The organism is Christiangramia sediminicola, assembly GCF_031344135.1.
Taxonomy (GTDB): domain Bacteria; phylum Bacteroidota; class Bacteroidia; order Flavobacteriales; family Flavobacteriaceae; genus Christiangramia; species Christiangramia sediminicola.
Window position 1 is genome coordinate 161935 of sequence record NZ_JAVJIU010000003.1, and the last position, 21917, is coordinate 183851.

Consider the following 21917-nt stretch of genomic DNA (forward strand, 5'->3'; position numbering starts at 1 on the left):
CAGGTAAATTATAATTTCTTATCGCATTTATTTCCAAGAACACCTTTAACATCATAGACAACGGCACCCTTATTCTTAAGGTTATTATAATTGATGTCATTAAATTCCTTATGAGCTACCGTTAATACTATAGAATCGAATTTACTTGAAGGTAAGATTGAAGTTGTTTTTAAACCATATTCATGCTCAACTTCTACCGGACTGGCTAAGGGATCATATATTGTTATATTTACACCGTATTCGCTTAATGACTTAATGACATCAACAACCTTAGTGTTTCGAACATCTGGGCAATTCTCCTTGAAAGTTATACCAAGAACTAGAATATTTGCCCCTTTAACTTTGAGATCATTTTGCAGCATGAGCTTTACCACTTCACTTGCGACATATTGCCCCATGGAATCATTCATTCTTCTACCAGCAAGAATAATTTCTGGATGATATCCTATCTCCTGCGCTTTTTGAGCCAGATAATAAGGATCAACGCCAATACAATGTCCGCCAACTAAACCTGGTTTAAATGGAAGAAAGTTCCATTTTGTCCCAGCTGCTTCAAGAACCGCCTGTGTATCAATATTCATCATATTGAATATTTTAGCCAATTCATTTACAAAGGCGATATTAATATCTCTTTGACTATTTTCTATAACTTTTGCAGCCTCCGCCACCTTAATGGTTGGTGCTAAATGGGTACCAGCAATAATTACTTCAGAATATAGGTCATCAACTTTTTTACCAATTTCTGGTGTAGAACCTGCGGTGACTTTTAGAATTTTCTCTACTGTATGCTCTTTATCACCTGGATTAATTCTTTCGGGAGAATAACCAACGTAAAAATCTTCATTAAACTTAAGTGAGCTAGACTCTTCAAGAACAGGGACGCATTCATCTTCAGTAACACCCGGGTAAACCGTAGATTCATAAATAACAATATCCCCTTTTTTCAAAACCTTACCTACTGTTTCACTACTTTTATATAATGGTGTAAGATCAGGCCTGTTATTTTTATCTACAGGTGTTGGCACTGTAATTATATAATAATTACAGTTTTCAATTTCTGATATATTCGCAGTACAATACAATCCATTTTCGGTGCTATTTTCTTGCTTTAGAACAGCCTGTAAAATATCATTTTCAACTTCAAGTGTTGAATCTATACCCGTCATTAATTCGTCAATACGAGCTTGATTAATATCAAAACCTACGACTGAATATTTGGTGGCAAATAACCTAGCTAGAGGTAATCCTACATATCCCAAACCTATTACGGCAATTTTTTTATTCATTAATTTAATTTGATGATTAAAATTTATTGAAGATTTTCCCAATACCAGCTAACCGCCTCCTTAAGTCCTTCTTCGATTTTATGAGTTGGTTGATAATCGAGTAATTCCTTGGCCTTATCCACAGAAGCTAATGAGTGAGGTATATCACCAGGTCTATTAGGTCCATGCTTTACTTTAACATCAGCTATTTCTGAGTCATATTCGCTAAGATATTTCTTCAATAGATACGTCAACTCTTTAAGATTAGTGCGATCTCCAACTGCAGTATTGTAAACTTGATTAAGTGCATCAGGATTTTGAGTTGTAATGGCCCGTATATTCATTTGCAATACGTTATCGATATAAGTAAAGTCTCTTGAAAAAGTGCCATCTCCGTTAATGACCGGACTATCATGATCCATAAATTGCATTACAAATTTTGGAATAACGGCAGCATATGCTCCATTAGGATCTTGCTTTCTGCCAAAAACATTAAAATATCTTAATCCGATTGTATCTAAACCGTATGAACGCTTGAAGTTATCAGCATATAATTCGTTTACATACTTCGTAATTGCATATGGAGAAAGTGGTTTACCAATTATGTCTTCCACCTTTGGAAGTGATTCGGAATCCCCATATGTTGAAGAACTAGCCGCATAAACAAATCGCTTAATATCATTATCTCGCGCAGCTATCAACATATTTAAAAAACCAGTTACATTTACCTCATTACTAGTTATAGGATCCTTAAGAGATCTAGGTACAGAACCTAATGCCGCTTGATGTAAAACATAATCAGTATTTGCACATGCTTTTTGACATGTTTCCAGATTTCTAATATCACCCTCGATTAAAATAAAATTGGAATCGTCCAAAAATGGCTCGAGGTTTTTTCGATGTCCTGTAGCAAAATTATCAAGACATGTAACCTGTGCTCCATAATTCAATAAAGTTTCACAGAGGTTAGAGCCAATAAATCCTGCCCCGCCGGTTACTAATATTCGTGAATTTGAAATTTTTCCTTTCTGAAACTCAGTAATCAAGATGTAGAAATTTTAGTATTTTTTGAAGATGGCAAATATAAAATTTCCTGAGGAACAATTCTTAAAACCTATCTTAAAGAATTCCCAAAACTCAAGTAATTTTTACGATTTGGAAAGATAGTTGTTTTTTGTTAAAAATTCAATTAGATGCCTATTCATCTTCAGAACTCCATTATAATTTAAATGATGAAAATCACTAAAATCCTCAATTTCATCGAATTCTAAAATTTCCTTATAAGACAACAATTTAGCTTTGGGTTGTAAGTAGCTCATGAAATCATCTGAATTTTTATAATCAAATGGGTAAGGCGCTATCACTAATAAAACAGGAATATCTAAATCCTTTAAAAGTTTCAAATTTTCTTCAAATGCTTTTAACTGATTCTCTCTCGGAACCCATTTTAACATAGGAATATTTCTTGGATTATTATTTAAATTAGTTTCCTTAATAAATCCACGATCATAAGACTCCTTATCGTCAAAAAACTCAGTTTTATCCTTTACACCCAAGATTCTTCTACTATATTTAATTAAATATGTATTAATTAATGCAATACTATTGTCGAAATGCCAAATATCTCCAAAACTGACTTCAAATGGCTCGCCAGCATTTAAAAAGTCTGCCATTGATTCGCGACCTGACATAGCAAAGATTTCTGGAAATACCTCATAAATAACCAATTTTGGTTTATTTTGAGTAATGTATTCTTTAATAACCATTTGAGTTTGAGGGTGAGTTTGCTGACTTGTTCCCCAATTGAAACTCGAAACACCTATTTTATCAAAGAAAACAGGATCAAAACTATAATATGCGTGTGAAGAACCTAAAAATACTACATCTGGCGAAGAAATTCTTTCACTGTCCCGCATTTTCTTTTTTAACATACCATCCCCTACCTGATAAAGAATATTAGGTTTATAGATATCCGGTAAAATTAACTCCAACAGATTAATAGAGACAATATAGCTGCCTAATGTAAGTATTAGAAATAAGAATATTTTACGAAGAAATAGTCGCATAATTAGAATTGAAAATAGATGAAATCATTAGTTTCAGACCACATATATAATCCAATTAATAAAATGATTAAAAAATAAAAGGCTCGGCGTAAACTTTTAAATTTAAAACTTTTTACTAATTCCAAAGCATATTTATTTCGTCTACCAAACCATTCAACTACCATAAAAAATATAATAAGAATAATTAAAGGTCTTATATAACCTAATCCTCTATAATATGGCAAGGTGAATAATGATTCATCAAAAATCCCTATTAGATAGTTAATCGCATGCTGGATATCACTTGCCCGAAAAAAAATAATTCCAATGGCTGCAAGCACAAATGATCTAGTTACTTGATAAATTTCCTTTAGGTTTGGAAAAATAGAGTGCTCTGCCACAATTCCCTTATTTGACTTAACTCTTCTAATTAGTAAATAGGGTAAAAAATAAATTGCATTAAGTGCACCCCAAGCAATGAAAGTCCATTTTGCTCCATGCCAAAATCCAGTAATTAAGAATAATATAAAAATGTTTCTAATTCTAAAGAAATTGCCACTTCCTCTTCTTGATAAAGGAATATATAAATAATCTCTAAACCAGGTAGTAAGGGAAATATGCCACCTTCGCCAAAATTCAGGGATATCGCGAGAGAAAAGTGGAAATGCAAAGTTTTGCATCAAATTAAATCCGAATAATCTTGCAGTACCTATTGCAATATCAGAGTATCCAGAAAAATCACCGTAAATCTGAAAAATGAATAAAACAGCTCCAAGTAGAAGAGTGCTACCTGATAAATCTGCTGAATTTTCAAAAATATAATTCACAAAAACAGCGCAATTATCTGCAATTACCAATTTCTTAAAAAGACCCCATAAAATTTGTCTTAAACCATCTATACCTTGAGAAAATTCAAACTTCCGTTTATTTTCAAATTGCGGCAACAGGTTTTTAGCTCTTTCAATTGGACCTGCAACTAATTGGGGAAAGAAACTCACAAATGCAGAAAATGCAATAAAATCTGATGTCGGTTCTATCTTCCTTCTATAAATGTCAATGGTATAACTAATGGTTTGAAACGTGTAAAAACTAATACCAACTGGTAGGATTATATCTAGTGTATTTAAATCAAACGATGATCCAAATAAGGTAAAAGCTCTATTAAAGTTATCGATAAAAAAGTTAAAATACTTAAAACCAAAAAGCATTCCAAGATTAACAAAAATACTTAATATTAAGAATGACTTTCTAAATTTATGATTTTCAGAAGTAGCTATTTTTAAGCCCGTATAATAATCGGTTAGGGTACTAATAAAAATTAGAATCAAAAATTTAACATCCCACCATCCATAAAAAATATAACTAGCAATTAAGAGAAATAAATTTTGCCACTTCAATTTTTTATTGAAAATAAACCAATAAAGGGAAAAAACAATTGGTAAAAATATTGCGAAGTCTAAAGAATTAAATAACATTTATTAATAGACAGTGGCCTTATACAATTTACAATGTGATGAAAAAAAAAAAACATGAATGCCTTCGAATAAATATTATTCTAAATCAAATGTATATGGATTAATTTTAAAAATAAAATTTTTATGAATATTCAACTAAATTTAACCTTGATTAAATCAAATTTATTATTCTTTTCGCGTATTTAAAATAGTGTAAAAATTCTTCGATTAAAAACGAACCAATAAAGTATAGATACAATCGGCAAGATCGAAATCAAGAGAATTAAATAACATTTAATTGTTTGGGTTGATAATTTAGGCAAATATAGTATTTAATTTAAGGTCAGATTGAATACAGTCTAAAACCTCGTAGACTCCAAATGTACTAGCGTCGTAGCAATGATTTCTTCCTCGAATTTACCCGATTGGTATTTTCCCTCGATTCGATTGTTTAGAATATTAATGGCGTTAGAACCCAATTCCTGGGGATGCTGTTCGATGTAACTTAGAGATGGAGTTAGAAATTCAGCTATATCCTTGCTTATATATCCTATTAACTTGAGATCCTTAGGAATGTTGATTTTTTCTTCATAGGCTACTCTGGTAGCCATTATTGCACTTTCAAAATCTGTACATAAAAGCGCTTCCACTTTCTCTTCGGTAATAAGGATTTTAATCTTTCTTTTTAAATCATCAGGTTTAGTGCTTGTTGCCATAAAACTGGAATCATCTTTTTGCAACGCCTTTTCATAACCTTTGATCCTTAACTGACCTATACCCACATGATGGATTGCAGAAGCAAGGCCAATTTTTTCTAATCCCTTGGCTTTAAAAAATTTTGTGGCGTCATAGAAACTTTTTTCATCGTCTACCCCTATTTTGTCGGCGGGTAGGCCTAAATTGATTCTATCATAAATCACTACCGGTATATCATAATCAAGTAATCCAAATAGGTGATCATATATCTGCTTCTTTTGAGTTTCTTCAGAAACCGCGATCAACACACCGTCTACAAATCCGGAGGTTAGCATATCACAGATCTGCTTTTCTCTTTCCAGGGATTCATTTGAAATATAAGTGATTACCTGCTGTCCATGCTTCTGAGCTTCTGCTTCCATCCCAGACAGTACTCGAGCAAAGAAACTATTAGAAATATTTGGAATTACCACACCAATCGTTCCCGTCTTACTTTTTTTCAGATTTACAGCAACCGGATTTGGCTTATAATTGTGCAGACTTGCCAGCTCCTTAACTCTTTCAGCAGTTTTCGGACTAATTTCGGGACTATCATGTAAGGCCTTTGAAACCGTGGAAACACTCACATTCAATAGTTTCGCAAGTTCCTTTAAAGTAATTTTACTCTTCATAGGTCATAGGGTATGAAGTATAAAGGTTAAAAAAAATCTTGAATTGGCACAAATAAAGATTTCAGATTTGATGTAAACTTATTTTTTTCAGTCCTTTACTTAAAAAAATAGATTTTGTTCGGGAAAATTAAATATACAGAGCATCACCCTCCACAGAATGTTCTAATATGGGACGGCAAATGCGGTTTCTGTAAATTCTGGAAAACCAGGTGGGAAGAAAAGACCAAAGGAAAAGTAATTTTCAAAACCTATCAGGAGTCAGCTGAAAATTTTAAAGACTTTCCTATAAAAGAATTTAAGAAGGCTAGCCGTCTTATTGAAACGGATGGAAAAATTTACAGCGGACCAGACTCAGCATATCGTAGCTTATGGCATGCGGGAAATAAATTCTGGCATCAGTTATATGCTTCCAGTTCCATTTTTGAAAAATTAAGCAATCATGGTTATAACCATATTGCCAAGAATAGATCATTCTATTTCAAACTGACCAAGTTTCTATTTGGAAAAGATCCTCTTCATTTAAAACCTTACTGGTTATTATACCTAGTTTTAATAATCATACTTTTTAGCCTGTTATGAATTTTTTGAAATCATATTGGTTCTATATCGCCGCGGCAATTGTAACTATCATCGGTTTAGTTACAGGATGGTATTTCTTCTTTTTATTGGTGTTACCATTAGGATTATTTAGCTCAAATAATAAAGATAAGTAAGCCTGAAACCTTCTATTAATCGGGAGTTAAACTTATATTAAACCCTTCCAAGTTTTTGCTTTAATGCGGCTTTCACTGTAATTTGAATTCAAATAAAATTGAACTAAAATGAAAGATTACGGTACATTATCACAAGCAATAAATAAACTTAAACTAGAAGAAGGTTACGAGGAAGATTTCAATCTTCTGGATGAGGAAATCGAACTAAAATCTAAAGACCAGACTTTTGGAGTGGAAGAATTTGAGGTGGATAAAGTTCTGCGATTTGAAGGAATGAGTAATCCAGATGACAATGCAATTCTTTACGCTATTACTACCTCAGACAATCATAAAGGAGTACTTGTAGACGGATACGGTGTTTCCAGCGGCCAGATCTCTAAAAAAATGATGGAGAAACTGGATTTAAAAGACCATCGAGAGCTAGATTAACCAAAGTTAAACTTCTATTAAATGCTAAGCATTAGTTGGGCAAACGGCCTAACTATTATATTTTTGAATAGAAATTAAAAATACTATAAATAAAAACTATGAATTATTTAGGTTTGGACTCCGGTAAAACGAAAAAGACTGTTGAAGAACTCAATATCCTTTTAGCCGATTATCACTTATACTATCAGAAACTACGTAATTTTCACTGGAATGTTATCGGTAAAAATTTCTTTGATCTACATGAAAAATTTGAAGAATTATACGATGATGCTAAATTGAAAGTTGATGAAATTGCCGAAAGAATTCTTACATTGAGATATCAGCCAACAAGTAATTTAAGCGATTACCTTAAAGATTCTAATTTAAAAGAATCTCCTTCCGATATTTCAGATAGCAAAATGATCGAATTATTACTAACCGATCATGGATTTCTACTGAAACAAATGAGAAAGGTAGTTGAAGTTGCCGATGCTGGTGGCGATGAAGGTACAATAGACCTTATTGGCGCCTACATACGTGAGCTTGAAAAGACTAGCTGGATGTTAGATGCATGGAAAATGAAGACAACAGAACAGCATAAACCAGTAAAATAATTAACTTATAACATATGCAGGATTTCGACTTACAAGAATCAATCAAAGGTATATGGGACAAATTAGGCGGATGGCTGGATTCTTTAATCCTGAATCTGCCTAATTTTCTTTTGGCCGTAATCGTATTTGTATTATTCATATTTATTGCCAAATACGTCGGTAGATTATTCGAAAGGATCACCAGGAAACAGATTAAACAGGATTCTATACGACTTATGGTCGTAAAGGTTATCAAAGCCATTGTAATTCTTATTGGCTTTTTTATAGCTCTAGGACTGCTAAACCTTGATAAGGTTTTAACTTCAGTTCTTGCAGGTGCCGGTGTTGTTGGTTTAGCTATTGGGTTAGCCCTACAGGGAACGCTTAACAATACATTCTCAGGACTTATTCTAAGCTTTCTTCCTGAATTGCAAATCGGCGATTGGGTTGAAACAAATGGCTATGCCGGAGCTGTAACCGAAATCAACCTACGAAACATCGTGATCAAACAATCTGATAATAATTATGTAGTGATTCCGAATTCAAAAATTGTGGAAGAACCATTTAAAAACTTTACCAGAACCTCCAGATCAAGAGTTTTTGTTGACTGTGGCGTTGGATATGAATCAGACCTTGAAATGGTTCGTGATCTTACTACTGAAGTCATTAAAGATAAGTTTCCTCAACGCGGTAACGAAGAAGTTGAATTCATGTATAATGGATTTGGCGATAGTTCTATAAACTTTGTGGTTCGTTTCTGGATAGATGCAACTAAAAACAGAGATCTATTGGTTGCACAGCACGAAGCCATTATCTCAATTAAGAAAGCCTTTGACGCGAAAGGAGTTAATATTCCATTCCCTATTAGAACCATTGATTTTTCTAATAAATTATCGTTGAATAAAGGCGGAGAATAATTTTGCCCTCAATTATATAAAAAAGCCCGGCTCATTCGAGCCGGGCTTTTTTATAGTCTCCAATCTTAGAATTTCAATCCAACTGAAAATTGTAGTCTTGCTCCTTCACTTCCGGCGAACAGACTTAATTTCCCCTGAATAGCATCAGCGCTATTTATCCAAAATCCGCCACCGTAGCTATCATGCCACACTTTGCTATTTTCTTCTTCCGTCCATACTCTACCTAAGTCATAACCTCCATAAATTCCTAATTGAAATGGCAGGAAGCTGGTTTTTACTGTATTAAACGAATATCTAAGATCTGCGCCAGTACCAAAGGAACTTTTACCTGAATATCTTTCAAATCTATAACCTCTTAATCCGCTATCTGCACCTAATTGTGCAGACTGGTAAAACTCATATTCAGTTCCAATATTTATATGAGCCTCTGCCCTGGTTTTGATAACTAATTTTCTATTTCTAGTAAGAGCATTATAAAATCCCATGTATGGTTTGAAATAACCATATTGACGCCCAGGATCTGCTGTATTCATTTTAGCTCCAAGGTTCAATTCAAATAACATACCTCTTGTTGGATTCAGCACATCATCATAGCTTTCATACTTATAAAGTGCATCTAAACCTGCAAAATACTTTCTGGCGAAGAAGTCAGGATCTGAAGTCACAAAATCCTCGGTAATAAATCGCCCTTCATCTTCCTGTACTTCAATACCTTCAAAACTTGCCGTAAATCCGAAGAAACTACCAAACGGGGTTTTATTCACTAAGGAGGCTTTTACACCATATTCATTAAGCCCTACCCTGTTATAATCCATGTCCAGATCATCCTCAAAATTGCTGGTTTCATTACCAAAACCAAAGAAGTTTTCTGAATATTCCGGACTGGCATAATTTGCTCCAAGCAATAGATTATACTTACCTACAATGCTAGCGAACTCAGCGGAGTAGTTCAGTTCAAAACCATTGGTTGCTGAATGATATTCACCATAGAACGTATATTGAGAGGTAAATGGATTTCTCTTAAACTTATTGATGGATTTCACATATTCAAGGCTGAAAGAAAACGCGTCATCGGGATTATACCCAAGATCGGGTAAAATAGAACCCGAATCGAATGTTTTCTTGTCCTTATCATAAGTATTGATCTCATAATTATCTGTAAACCTAACCTTTGCCTTATTCTGCTTATTTACGGTATTTGGTAAGGACTTATGATCGTATAATTTTAAATTGCTACCATTTTCAACCGTATATACGTCGTTATTCTGTCCTCCAATCACTCGAACAAAGATCTTTGCAGGACCTTCGCCTTTCACTAAAATCTTATCATCATCATCAAGACCATAAACCCAGATTTCTGTAGTCTCACCAAATTTATAAATTTTATCGCTTAAGTTTTCAGCTCTCTCACCATCTTTATTACGGGTAATCGTTACGCGCGTATTCCCGTCTTCCATTCTAACCACGTCGATGAAATCATCCTTATCGGTACCAGTTACAATGGCCAGCTTGGCTAGCTTCTCATAATATCTCTCGGCGATGTCTACAATATTGTTCCTTCTACCTTTTACGTTTTCAATTAGGCTTAGAGTAGTCTCTCCGCTAGTCTCTTCGGGAAGTTTTGAGAATGCCTTTTTAATAGCTTCATCAGTTACATTATCCTGAATATATTTTGCCTGTTCCAGCCAGGTTTCTTTACCTGTATTCTGAAGTAATGATCTATCAAGACCCATAGCTGCAATATTGAACCATTCAACATCTTTAATATCATCGCCATATACGGCAAACTGGTTTGCAAATCCTGTAAGTGCTCTAAGTGTCCCAAAGAAAGCACCATCAAAATTTGAAAAAACCTGATCACGATCCCTTGGGATTGGCTCGAAAATGTGATTTCCATCTGCATCCTCAATTTCGGCCCAGCGCCATTGATCCTGGTGCCTGTCCCAATCTCCAATAAGCATATCGAACATTCTTGCTCTTACATAAGCAGCTTCATCCAGTGTATATTTTTCATCACGTCTCAATCTTTCGATCATATCTGCTGTACTCACGATATCATGGTCTGGACTTCCAAAATATTCATAACCCGTCCAGCCTTCTTCAGGTCTTTCAACGATCATATAAATATCATCTCCATGCACCGAATTATACTTCCCTAATGCTTTTTGCTTAGGAAGGTAGAAAACCTCAGGATTTGTATGATAAACACCTGCAGCTTGACTTAGATCTGGAATTGCCAGAAATCCGTAAGGATGAGCAGCTGTGTAAAAATCTGTAAGTAGATTTTCTGCAACTGTATTCTCTAATTTATTTTCAACCGGTTGATTTTTGAAGGCAACATTTTGAAGAAACAGTAGAGCATCTTTACGCAATCTTCTTATATTATATTCTCTACCAAGACTATCTTTCACCCTCAAGGAAACTGTCTGGTGTCCACCACCCTCACGAACTACTTCCAATCCGCCATATAAAGTATCCAAATCTGCAACTTTAAGAGTTACGTCTGTGCCATAAAGCTCACGATATCGCTCACCCCAAACTGTTTCGTGCACAGGGCTTTTATCTGTATCCTCATCTTCCTTATAAATAGAAGTTGTCATGGTTTCTGGAAAACTATCCGGGTAATCCTTAAATTCAAAGGGAACCGGTGTTTCCAGAACTTCCTTTTGAAACAATAATTTTGGCTTATTGTCCTGATTTCCATAGAAACTCACCCATGAAGAACCATCTTTAAACACGTCCAGAACAGCAAATCCCTGCCCGTTATAAGCGAAAACACCATCATTACTTAAAGTCGCATAAGATGCCTTTGATCCAGAACCGGAAACGATCTGCTTAACGCTGTCATGTTCTATATATTGAAGTGAATGTTCATGACCGGAAGCAAAAATCACTCTCTCAGATCCCTGAGCGATCACAGACAACCTATTGGCAAGTGATTTATAGCGATTATTCTGAGCATCCTGAATAGAAACTCCTCCAGTAGTCCTGATCAAAGTCGCGAGAGAACCAAGAATAGGTAAAGGAATTTTCTTTTGAGAAGGATATATATGTCTATCTATAGTATACTGACCACCATGGACACCATTAGTGTAAATTGGATGGTGTAACGCGATCAAAGTTGTTTTATTCTGATTCTTTTTGATCTCAGATTCTAACTCAAGAAACATTGCTTCTCTCGTTTTGATCTGCTCACAATTATCGTTGATTTTAGGGTTTTTATCCCAGTCTTCAAGATACCACTGAGAATCAATTACGATAAGCTGAATATTTTCTGAAATTTCCAGTGATTGTAAACCGCATCCAATTTCAGGACTCCATAGCAAAATATCTTCGAATTTGCTCTTCAGGTAATCCTTTTGTCGTTCTAAACCGTTAAGCTTCTCATTATACCAATCATGGTTTCCGGGTATAACAACAACTTTCCCTTTATAATTTTCAATAGCATCTAGTTGAGCATCCAGACGATATTCAGCTGCTTCACGTTCAGATGAGCCTTCAGGAGGCATTCCATCAGGATAAATATTATCACCAAGGAAAATTGTATAGTTCTCTGTCTTATTCACAGAATCTAAATATCTCTTAAAAGCGATAAGTCCTAAAGAGGTTCCTCCAGGTGGCGAGTATCCTCCATCACCCAATAGATAAAATGACTTTTCAATCTCCTTATTCGTAGGGTATCCAAAATCAGATTTTGGCTCACCATCTCTATATTTCGGTTCCACTGTAGCACACGCAAAAACAAGGAACAAGATGATAAAAGGGGCTAAAAGTTTAACTTTTTTCATAGAAAATTATGGTCAATTTTTTTTGTAATTTGGTCGATGTTATAAAGAACTTCATGTATGAATAATCTCATTGAGAAAGCCGATAAATTTGTTGAAGAATTATTTAAAGAAAAACTGCCAAACACCTTTATTTATCACAACTACCAGCACACTGAGCGCGTCGTTAAAAGTACTAAAGAATTAATCGATAATTCTGAAATTAATGTTAAAGAGGCTGAGGCTCTTATTCTTGCGGCATGGTTCCATGATACAGGCTATACTCACGTTTATAACGGACATGAAGAAAAAAGCGCAGAGATCGCAGATGAATTTTTGCAGGAAAACAACGCGACCGAAGAGCTACGTGAAAAAGTTAAACAATATATTTTAGCCACCAGATTTTCCAGTACACCTAACGGACTGGAAGAAGAGATTATTCGTGACGCAGATTCTTCGCATTTCGGAAAGGATTATTTTGAAGAAACCAGTGAGTTCCTAAGACAGGAATTAGAACTTCACAATATTAAAAATTTCACAAATGCAGAATGGTTGGAAGAGAACATTCTGGTATTTACCGAAAAACATCAATATTATACAGATTACGCGATTAAGGAATGGAAACCTAAGAAGGAAGAAAATCTTTTAGAGCTCATCGAAAGTAAGAACAAACAGGAAAAAAAGCTGAAAAAGGAAGAGCATAAAGCTCGCATGAAGGCCAAATACAAGAATGAGAATCCCGAGAGAAGTATTCAAACTCTTTTCCGTGTTACTTTGAGAAACCATATTAAGTTAAGTGATATCGCTGATACGAAGGCTAACATCTTACTTTCAGTTAACGCCATTATAATTTCGCTTGCCCTTGCAAACCTGATCCCTAAACTTGAGGCTGAATCAAATAAACACTTACTAATTCCAAGTTTGATCCTGGTTTTATTTAGTGTGGCTTCCATCATTTTATCGATTCTGTCAACGAGGCCAAATGTTACCAGTGGAGAATTCACCAAAGAGCAAGTGAAAAACCGTAATGTGAATTTACTTTTCTTCGGAAATTACCATAAAATGCCTTTTGAACAATTCAAATGGGGGATGAATGAATTGATAAAGGATAAGGATTACGTTTACGAAATGTTGATGCTGGATCTTCACCTTCTCGGTAAAGTATTGCATCGAAAATATTTCCTTTTAAGATTGACCTATACTGTCTTCATGATGGGAATTATCATTTCGGTAATTGCATTTATACTAGCTTTCTACCTAATGTAATTCTTCCATAAGATCTTCGTAATTGATAGTGTTTTCGGGATGATTTCGATCTGGTGAATAAAGAATGTTTACACGGATAGCTTTTAATCCTACTACTCCCTGAACGTCTTCCAGTTCCAATAATTCAATTTCATCTCCAAAATAATTTCTGGCCTGAAGGTATTTAATATACTGCAGATATTCTCTTTCATCGCTACTTTGCGAGTAAACGATGGTCATCTTACCCTTCTGGGTAACCCGTTCTTCAGTTCCCTTAACAAAGGCCTTATCGATACGTTTTTTGATGATCTCATACCTAGCATTATAAGTTCCGTCCACATCGAATTTCTTTTCATCCATTCTGTATCTGATAGACATAGTACTATTGTAAACCAGAATTAGAGAAGCAGCTTCGAGTTTTATTGGAGTATTTTCCTGTAGTTGGTAGAAGCGGTTTTCCATCTCACACATAGTGCTCAATTGCCATAACCTCAAATTGAAAAGGTAAACCTTATTAAAAGGCCTTTTGTTAGCCATAGAAGAACCTATGTACATATTGTGGTCTACACCATCGGTCTTATATCTTTCAAAATAATGTGGATAGATCTCCTGTGCCTGGATCTGTTTTCTGTCAATATACCGGGACATGGTTCGATTGATCTGCTGAACAGTTTCATCATACTTTTTTCTATGATTATAAACCAGACCGGTTTCAGGATTCAGCTTGTTCGTATATTCTTCTACAAGCTTCTTAATATCCTCAGATTGTTTCTTTAAATGGCTCATTAGAGGATTCACCTCCTTTTTCAACAAATTGAAAACCTTTTGTTCACTACTGGCATTTAGATGATCCTGTAGCTCTTCTTTAAAATCGGAAATCCTGTATTTTACCTGATCATAGATTGGCAATTCTTCAATATCGTAGGCTTTCTTGATGATGTCGAGGATTATCTCTAATTGGTCTAGCAAATCTTTCTTGATTGCATCGTTACGAGCTTCAGATGAAGCTACTATATCAATTTGCCCATATAGAGGATAAACATCTTTAAAAGAAATGTCTTTAAAGGAAGCCAATCCATCTTTATCATAATCTTTGATGAACTTCTTTGCTTCTTTTTCAAAAACCCAAAGAACACTGGGATGAATTGAAGTACACTCACTTTGAATCACCGCCTTTACCCTATTCTCAAAATCATTTCGATTTCTTTCTACCGTGGTTACGATATAAGGTAAAATATCATCCAGTTTAATAGCATTGATACTATTAAGCTCATTTTTTCTTTCTGAAGCCAGCTCAAGTATTCCCAATAGCCTACCGTTCTTAGCGATAGGTGCAAGAAGGCAACTTTTAACCTTATTCTTTTTAAGGTTCTTTGCTAAAAGGTTCTTATTCTTTTTAAGGTAATTGTCGACATTAGAAATTGTGAAATAAGAGTTGTCTTCGATCAACTTCTGAAAACCTCTCTCACAAATACCCGTATCACAATCGTTTACCAGTTTATCATCTAGAATGAAACTTTTTGCGTCATCATTTTCCATTCTCTCAAATACCATATCCCTTCGGTTAAAAACCGTGAACCCAACACGCAGATCTGGAATTTTGTAAATAGATCTGAATATTTCCTGCAGCTTCTCTAGTTCCTCCGCCTCATTTACTTCTTCGAAGAGTAGTGTGGTTTTAAGTTCAGAAATAGCATCGTCTATAGTAACGTCTGTAAGATTGACGATCGTGAAACCTTTAAATATATAACTGTTAGGAGGAAATTTTTCTTTCCATAATTCGAGATCGTCAACATTTTGAAGCAATACATCTACATCCTTTTGAGTGATCTCTGGTGCATTATCTTTTTTGAAAATCTCAACAAAATCGGCATTCATTGCGATCCTGTAATGTCTTTTAATACCGTCGGCATCAGGAATATCATAGTACATAGGCCTGGAAATATCCACCTCATATTTATAATATTGCCTTAAGATCTGTATACATGCAAAAACATAAATAAGATCCTTATCCATATTTCTGAAGGTAATTTCAAAATCTTCCCCAGCATCTTCAAGAATTTGAGTTAATCTCTTAGATGAATTGAAAAGAATATTATGAAATGGAACGGCTGCAGCTTTTATCTCATTATTCGTAAGAATACTAGGAAAAAGATCATCGAGTAAAATCTTTATTGGCTCCCTGTATTTCTTCAATAATTTTGGATCCTCGAAGCCTTCGGTAAGCTCAGGATAATCTGCGATATATTTAAGCATATTCTCCATGTATTCCTTGGAAATACTGCTTTCGATCTCCTTTACCTCCTCTTCATATTGCTCAATGACCTTATGAAAACTTATATGGATATCGAATGGAAAATCTTTTAACTGCTGCATCATAACCTGATAATTTAAGGTAAAATTAAAAGTTATAGAAGCCTTGAGATAAGAAGCTTCTTGAAATTAACAATAATTTATAAATATAGGGTACCTATGAGACATGAGTTCTTTATTTTTGTACAAAATCACATATAAAATGAAGAAAATATCAATACTCTTTTTCGCGCTTACACTAATTTTAGTAGGATGCCAGGAAGATCAAGGTTATTATTTAAGCGGAGATATTTCCGGGGTTGAAGACGGTAAAAAAGTTTTTATTTCAGAATATGATGCAGAAACAAATTCTGCCAAGGCAGTGGACACTACTGTGATCAAAAATGGAAAATTTGAAAAGGAAATGGGAGAGACAGATCTTCCGGTACTTAGCTTTTTAAGATTCGAAGGCCTCAATGGAAATGTGATCTATATCTCTGAAAATGAAAAGATCAATTTTACCATAGATAAAGACAGTTTAAGAGAAGCCAAGGTTAGCGGTGGAAGTGAAAATGAAGCGCTTCAGGAATACCTGAACCATTTAAAGGAACTAAACCGAAAAATGGGTAAAATGCAGCAGGAAATGAGACAGGCAATGATGGATCAGGATACTGCCAAGCTAACGAGCATGCGTGAGACTCAGTCGGAATTGAGAGATAATGACGAGAATTTCAAGAAGGAGTTATTCAATAGGAACAAAGACTCTTATCTTTCTGTCATGTTATTAAATGACATGCTTAAAATGAGAACTCTTGGTTCTTCTGAAGTGAGAGATATGTATGACCAGATTTCAGATAGGATCAAGGAAACTCCAATGGCTATGAACCTCGCTAAGGCACTTGAATCAGCTAAAGCTGCTGAAGTTGGTAGTAAGGCACCAGAATTCACGGCACCAACGCCAGAAGGCGAAGAGCTTGCTTTAAATAGCAATTTAGGAAAGGTTACCATCGTAGATTTCTGGGCAGCATGGTGTAAGCCTTGCCGTGTTGAAAATCCAAACCTGGTAAGAACTTATAATAAATATAAAGATCAGGGGCTTAATATCATAAGCGTTTCATTGGATAGACCTGGGCAAAAAGAAAGATGGTTACAGGCGATCAAAGATGATAAATTAGAACAATGGGATCACGTTTCTAATCTTCAATTCTGGAATGACCCTATTGCTAAGAAATATAAGATCTCTGCAATCCCAGCTACTTTTATTCTTGATGAAAACGGAGTGATCGTAGCTAAGAATCTAAGAGGTACTGCTCTTGAAAATAAGATCGGAGAATTACTTCAATAAAATTGTATATCTGAAAAATAAAAAGGCGCCGATTGGCGCCTTTTTTATTTACTTCAGCTCGAAGCCGACGTTTACTTTTATTTTAATTTCTAATTCCCCTGGAGCAATCGTTTGCTGACTTCCTTTAGCAGCACTCATTTCCACAGCTTCATCCATACGATAAACCGGTTGAAAGCTATTATAATCCATTTCAGAAATAGATACAGCTTTACCAATATCCTGACCTAAAGGCTGCGCTAATTCTCTTGCTCTGTTTTGAGCATCAAGAACTGCCAGTTTCCTGGCTTCCTTCTCATACCTTTCCATTTCAGAAGACTTAAATTGAATACCATCAATCCTGTTCAAGCCATTCTCCAATAGCCCTTTCATGATCTTCTCGTAATCTTTCAAATCACGCAAACTTATAGAAATCGCCTGGTTGGCAACATATGAGTAAGTTTTATCATTATAATCATATCTCTTATTCAAATTTACATATTCGGTCTTTATATCTTTTTCATCGATATTCTGTGATTTAAGATACTTAATCACCTTATCTACGACCTCATCATTCTGTCTTTTCACCTCTGCGGCTGAATTCCCTTCATGCTCAATACGAGATTTGATAAGAACTTCATCTGGTTCCACTTTCACCACTCCTTCACCAGTAACATTTACAATAGATCTGTTAGAGTTCTCCTGAGCTAACGCAGGAATCGTCAATAAAATAGTCAGTACAAAAAGTAACTTTTTCATATTAAATAGTATTTTGTTTCAGTTGACATAACCAAGAAGAATACCAAACTATATGTAGCCGGTTCTTTGTAGTAAAAAAAGAATGACAATAGGTATTGCCAATAGAACAACCATTAGTAAATGACTTTCAAATACCCAAGGCGCAAGTACCATTGTTAAGAGATAACCTCCTGTAGCACCTCCAAAATGGGCGTCATGACCAATATTATCTGTTCTCCTCTTCATTCCGTAGATAGTATAAAAGAGGTAACCAATTCCAAAAACGTAGGCGGGAACAGGAATTATAAAGAACAGCCCTAAGGTCATATCTGGTTGCAAGAGAATTGATGAATAAAGTATTCCCATTACAGCGCCACTAGCTCCAACTGCTGTATAGTTAGGATCATTTTTGTGAAAATAAAAGGAAAGCAAATTGCCCAACAATAAGCTACCTATATAAACTATCAAAAATGCCGGAGATCCTAGCGCATAGATAACAACATTGGCAAAAAAATAAAGCGTAAGCATATTCACGAAAAGGTGCCCTGTATCAACATGCAGAAAACCTGAAGTGAAAATCTGAAATTTTGAGCCGCGTTTAATATCGGCTACGTTAAATTTATATTTATTGAAAAATGCCCGATCACTGAAACCTTTAAAAGAAATGATAACATTCACCGCGATGACGGCAAGTGTTACAAGGTTTAAATCTCCCATATATACTTAAGTTTAATTTCAAATATACCATATATTTGCGGAAAGAATTTTTATGCAAGGCTTAGTTTTCTGGTTAGTTTACCCTATCCTGTGGCTTATTTCCATTTTACCCTTTCCTGTTTTTTATTTTGTTTCAGATATGGTATATATACTCGTTTACCATATAATCGGTTACAGAAAAAAAACGGTTAGAAATAACCTGGAATTAGTCTTTCCTGAGAAATCTGAGAAAGAAATTCAGCGTATTCAGAAAAAGTTCTACCATCATATGTGCGATATGTTTCTGGAAATGATCAAAAGCATCAGTATTTCAGAAAAAGAAATTGGTAAACGTTTCAAATTCACAAACGTTGAATATCTGCGAGAACTAGAAACTAAGAATAAAAGCCTAATTATCATGCTTGGTCATTTTGCCAGCTATGAATGGATAAACGCTCTAATGCTTTATGGCATCAAGCATAGTACTTATGGCATTTACAAGAAGATTAAAAACAAACATTTCGACCGGCTTGTAAAGGATATTCGAGGCAGGTTTGGCGGTACGCTGATCACTACCTATAAAACTACGGAAACTATTAAAGCGAATAATGATAAGGGCATTTTCGCTAATTATGCAATGATCGCAGACCAGTCACCTAAACTTAGCAGGGCTAAACACTGGATACATTTTATGGGTATTAGAGTTCCCGTTTTTGAAGGATCGGACAGGATGGCGAGAAAGCTTGACATGGCAGTTGTGTACTTGCATGTTGAAAAGACAGGAAGAGGCTATTACGAGGCGACTTTAAAACCAATTACTGAAGATGCTCCCAATGAACCAAAGCATTACATTACTGAGAAGTTTATAGAACTACTGGAAAAACAAATACGGGAAAAACCTGATTATTATCTATGGACTCATAAACGATGGAAACATCGCAATGAGCCCATTCCTGATAATGCTGAAATTATTAATTAAGCGATAATAGATTCTATTTCTTTGATCATCTTCTGTGCAAGATCATCAGCTTCTTTCTGTGACTTCGCTTCGGTATAGATTCTTATGATCGGTTCAGTATTTGACTTTCTTAAATGAACCCAGTTTTCAGGGAAATCGATCTTTACGCCATCTACCGTAGAAATTTCCTCATTCGAATGTCTTTTCTCAACAGCCTTTAATACTCCATCTACATCAAGATCTGGTGTTAACTGGATCTTGTTTTTGCTCATAAAATAAGAAGGATATTCTGCCCTGATATCTGAAACTTTCTTTCCGTTTTCAGCTAAATAGGTAAGGAATAAAGCAGTTCCAACTAAACTATCACGTCCATAATGAGATTCAGGGTAAATAATTCCACCATTACCCTCACCTCCGATAACTGCATTACTATCTTTCATTAATTTTACCACATTCACTTCACCAACTGCACTTGCCTGGTAATTCCCGTCGTGTTTTTGAGTTATGTCACGCAGGGCTCTTGAAGAGGATAGATTACTTACTGTATTTCCCGGCGTTTTAGATAAAACATAATCGGCGCAGGCTACTAAGGTATATTCTTCCCCAAACATCTCTCCATTGTTATCGATAAAAGCCAGTCTGTCAACATCTGGATCTACTACAATTCCAAAATCAGCGTTTTCTTTTTTTACCAGTTCGCAAATATCTGTTAGATGTTCTTTTAATGGCTCTGGATTATGAGGAAAATGACCATTAGGCTCGCAATATAGTTCTATAACCTCTACTCCCATTCTTTTCAGAAGTGCCGGAATAGCAATACCACCTGTTGAATTTACAGCGTCTACAGCAACTTTTAAATTTGCTTTAGAAACTTTCTCGGCATCAACAAGATTTAATTTTAGTACTTCCTCAATATGCCTTTCAATATAATCATCGATGCTTGTAATTTTTCCAAGATCGTCAACCTGAGAAAATTCAAATCCTTCATTTTCAGCGATCTCTAGTATTTCAGCTCCAGCTGCTCCATCAAGAAATTCTCCTTTGCTGTTTAACAATTTTAGAGCATTCCACTGTTTTGGATTATGACTTGCCGTTAGAATGATACCGCCTTCGGCATTCTCCAACGGCACAGCAATTTCCACAGTAGGTGTAGTAGAAAGGCCAAGATCTATAACGTCAATTCCAAGACCTGTTAAAGTATTCATGGTTAATTCCTGAATCATTTTTCCTGAAATACGGGCATCTCTACCAACAACGACTTTCAGATCTGTTTTACCTGATTCCTTTTTTAACCATGTTCCATAAGCGGCTGCAAACTTTACAGTATCTACCGGTGTTAGGTTGTCACCTGTATTACCACCGATGGTTCCTCTAATTCCGGAAATTGATTTTATTAATGTCATTTTACTTATTAAATTTTTATTATCACAAATTTGAAATCCCAGGGAAATCAATATTTAGCAAATATACATGGCTCAATTCCTTCTCTCCAAAACTTAACAAAAATTTACCCTGCGAAACTTTAATTTGTATCTTCCCGCAATGAATTTTTTGGCGCATATCTACTTATCGGGAAGTAATGATCAGGTAAGGATTGGAAATTTTATGGCAGACTCCATAAAAGGAAGGAAATATAAGAAGTATCCTGCCGACATTCAGAAAGGAATTATTCTTCACCGCGGCATTGATTTTTATACAGATACCCATCCCGTTTTTAAGCAAAGTTCACATAGATTGTTTGATACCTATGGCCATTATTCCGGAATTATAATGGACATATTTTATGATCATTTTCTAGCGGCCAACTGGGAAAATTATTCTGAAATATCTCTTGATATCTACACTTCAGAATTCTATGAATTATTAAAAAATAATTTTGAAGTCTTACCTCCAAAAGTTAAGAGCTTTTTGCCTTACATGATAGAAGATAACTGGCTTTTAAGTTATGCGGAAATTGAAGGAATCGAAAAGGTTTTGGCGGGCATGAACAGGCGAACTGGAAGAAAATCTAACATGAACCTGGCAGTGCACGAATTGAAAAAGTTTTATGAAACCTTCGAGAATGAATTTAAAATATTTTTTCCAGATATTATTGAATTCAGTCGGTTGAAACTTCAGGAGATCGAAATCGAATAAAAAAA

Annotated in this window: 18 protein-coding genes; 8 read left to right on the top strand and 10 right to left on the bottom strand. The window is 35.0% G+C overall.

Annotated elements, in window-relative coordinates; all coding sequences use genetic code 11:
• Positions 1-8: 8 nt before the first annotated feature.
• The 5 genes from RE431_RS08060 to RE431_RS08080 form a co-directional block, all read right to left on the bottom strand.
• Positions 9-1286, bottom strand: coding sequence for a nucleotide sugar dehydrogenase (locus RE431_RS08060; RefSeq protein ID WP_309561467.1), 1278 nt, complete (start codon positions 1284-1286; stop codon positions 9-11).
• A gap of 23 nt (positions 1287-1309) precedes the next feature.
• Positions 1310-2311 carry an SDR family oxidoreductase gene (locus tag RE431_RS08065; RefSeq protein WP_309561468.1) on the bottom strand — a complete coding sequence of 334 codons (1002 nt, stop codon included), beginning with the start codon at positions 2309-2311 and terminating at the stop codon, positions 1310-1312.
• 102 nt (positions 2312-2413) lie between these two features.
• Positions 2414-3331, bottom strand: coding sequence for a hypothetical protein (locus RE431_RS08070; RefSeq protein ID WP_309561469.1), 918 nt, complete (start codon positions 3329-3331; stop codon positions 2414-2416).
• A gap of 2 nt (positions 3332-3333) precedes the next feature.
• Complete coding sequence (locus RE431_RS08075; protein WP_309561470.1) at positions 3334-4707, bottom strand: MBOAT family O-acyltransferase; 1374 nt, start codon at positions 4705-4707, stop codon at positions 3334-3336.
• A gap of 416 nt (positions 4708-5123) precedes the next feature.
• On the bottom strand, positions 5124-6131 hold the full coding sequence (locus RE431_RS08080; RefSeq protein WP_309561471.1) for a LacI family DNA-binding transcriptional regulator: 1008 nt from the start codon (positions 6129-6131) through the stop codon (positions 5124-5126).
• A gap of 114 nt (positions 6132-6245) precedes the next feature.
• Between RE431_RS08080 and RE431_RS08085 the strand changes: the two genes are divergently transcribed.
• The 4 genes from RE431_RS08085 (at position 6246) to RE431_RS08100 (ending at position 8762) form a co-directional block, all read left to right on the top strand.
• Positions 6246-6710 (top strand): thiol-disulfide oxidoreductase DCC family protein, encoded by a 465-nt coding sequence (locus RE431_RS08085; protein WP_309561472.1) that lies wholly within the window; start codon positions 6246-6248, stop codon positions 6708-6710.
• Between the two features lie 242 nt (positions 6711-6952).
• Entirely contained in the window at positions 6953-7273 is a 321-nt protein-coding gene (locus RE431_RS08090; RefSeq protein WP_309561473.1) for a phosphoribosylpyrophosphate synthetase, read from the top strand.
• Positions 7274-7371: 98 nt separating this feature from the next.
• A complete protein-coding gene (locus tag RE431_RS08095; RefSeq protein WP_309561474.1) occupies positions 7372-7866 on the top strand; it encodes a Dps family protein in 495 nt (164 codons plus the stop codon).
• Positions 7867-7880: 14 nt separating this feature from the next.
• A complete protein-coding gene (locus tag RE431_RS08100; protein WP_309561475.1) occupies positions 7881-8762 on the top strand; it encodes a mechanosensitive ion channel family protein in 882 nt (293 codons plus the stop codon).
• Between the two features lie 65 nt (positions 8763-8827).
• Here RE431_RS08100 and RE431_RS08105 read toward each other — a convergent pair whose 3' ends face one another.
• A complete protein-coding gene (locus tag RE431_RS08105) occupies positions 8828-12550 on the bottom strand; it encodes a metallophosphoesterase (protein WP_309561476.1) in 3723 nt (1240 codons plus the stop codon).
• Positions 12551-12607: 57 nt separating this feature from the next.
• Between RE431_RS08105 and RE431_RS08110 the strand changes: the two genes are divergently transcribed.
• Positions 12608-13792 (top strand): Pycsar system effector family protein, encoded by a 1185-nt coding sequence (locus tag RE431_RS08110; RefSeq protein ID WP_309561477.1) that lies wholly within the window; start codon positions 12608-12610, stop codon positions 13790-13792.
• On the opposite strand, the gene RE431_RS08115 is transcribed toward RE431_RS08110, so the two are convergent.
• Positions 13784-16150, bottom strand: a complete 2367-nt coding sequence (locus tag RE431_RS08115; protein WP_309561478.1) for a GAF domain-containing protein — start codon at positions 16148-16150, stop codon at positions 13784-13786. The genes RE431_RS08110 and RE431_RS08115 overlap by 9 nt on opposite strands.
• A 136-nt stretch (positions 16151-16286) precedes the next feature.
• On the opposite strand from RE431_RS08115, the gene RE431_RS08120 reads away from it, so the two are divergent.
• Positions 16287-17408, top strand: a complete 1122-nt coding sequence (locus tag RE431_RS08120; RefSeq protein ID WP_309561479.1) for a redoxin domain-containing protein — start codon at positions 16287-16289, stop codon at positions 17406-17408.
• A gap of 48 nt (positions 17409-17456) precedes the next feature.
• Here the strand turns inward: RE431_RS08120 and RE431_RS08125 are convergent, their stop codons facing one another.
• Positions 17457-18143, bottom strand: a complete 687-nt coding sequence (locus RE431_RS08125) for an SIMPL domain-containing protein (protein ID WP_309561480.1) — start codon at positions 18141-18143, stop codon at positions 17457-17459.
• 48 nt (positions 18144-18191) lie between these two features.
• Positions 18192-18839, bottom strand: a complete 648-nt coding sequence (locus RE431_RS08130) for a rhomboid family intramembrane serine protease (RefSeq protein WP_309561481.1) — start codon at positions 18837-18839, stop codon at positions 18192-18194.
• 52 nt (positions 18840-18891) lie between these two features.
• Here RE431_RS08130 and RE431_RS08135 point away from each other — a divergent pair, with 52 nt between their 5' ends.
• Entirely contained in the window at positions 18892-19797 is a 906-nt protein-coding gene (locus RE431_RS08135; protein ID WP_309561482.1) for a lysophospholipid acyltransferase family protein, read from the top strand.
• Here the strand turns inward: RE431_RS08135 and glmM are convergent.
• Positions 19794-21179: a phosphoglucosamine mutase gene (glmM, locus tag RE431_RS08140; RefSeq protein WP_309561483.1), complete on the bottom strand. Its 1386-nt coding sequence runs from the start codon at positions 21177-21179 to the stop codon at positions 19794-19796. The genes RE431_RS08135 and glmM overlap by 4 nt on opposite strands.
• A gap of 139 nt (positions 21180-21318) precedes the next feature.
• Between glmM and RE431_RS08145 the strand changes: the two genes are divergently transcribed.
• Entirely contained in the window at positions 21319-21912 is a 594-nt protein-coding gene (locus RE431_RS08145) for an acyl carrier protein phosphodiesterase (RefSeq protein ID WP_309561484.1), read from the top strand.
• The last annotated feature ends 5 nt before the right edge of the window (positions 21913-21917 follow it).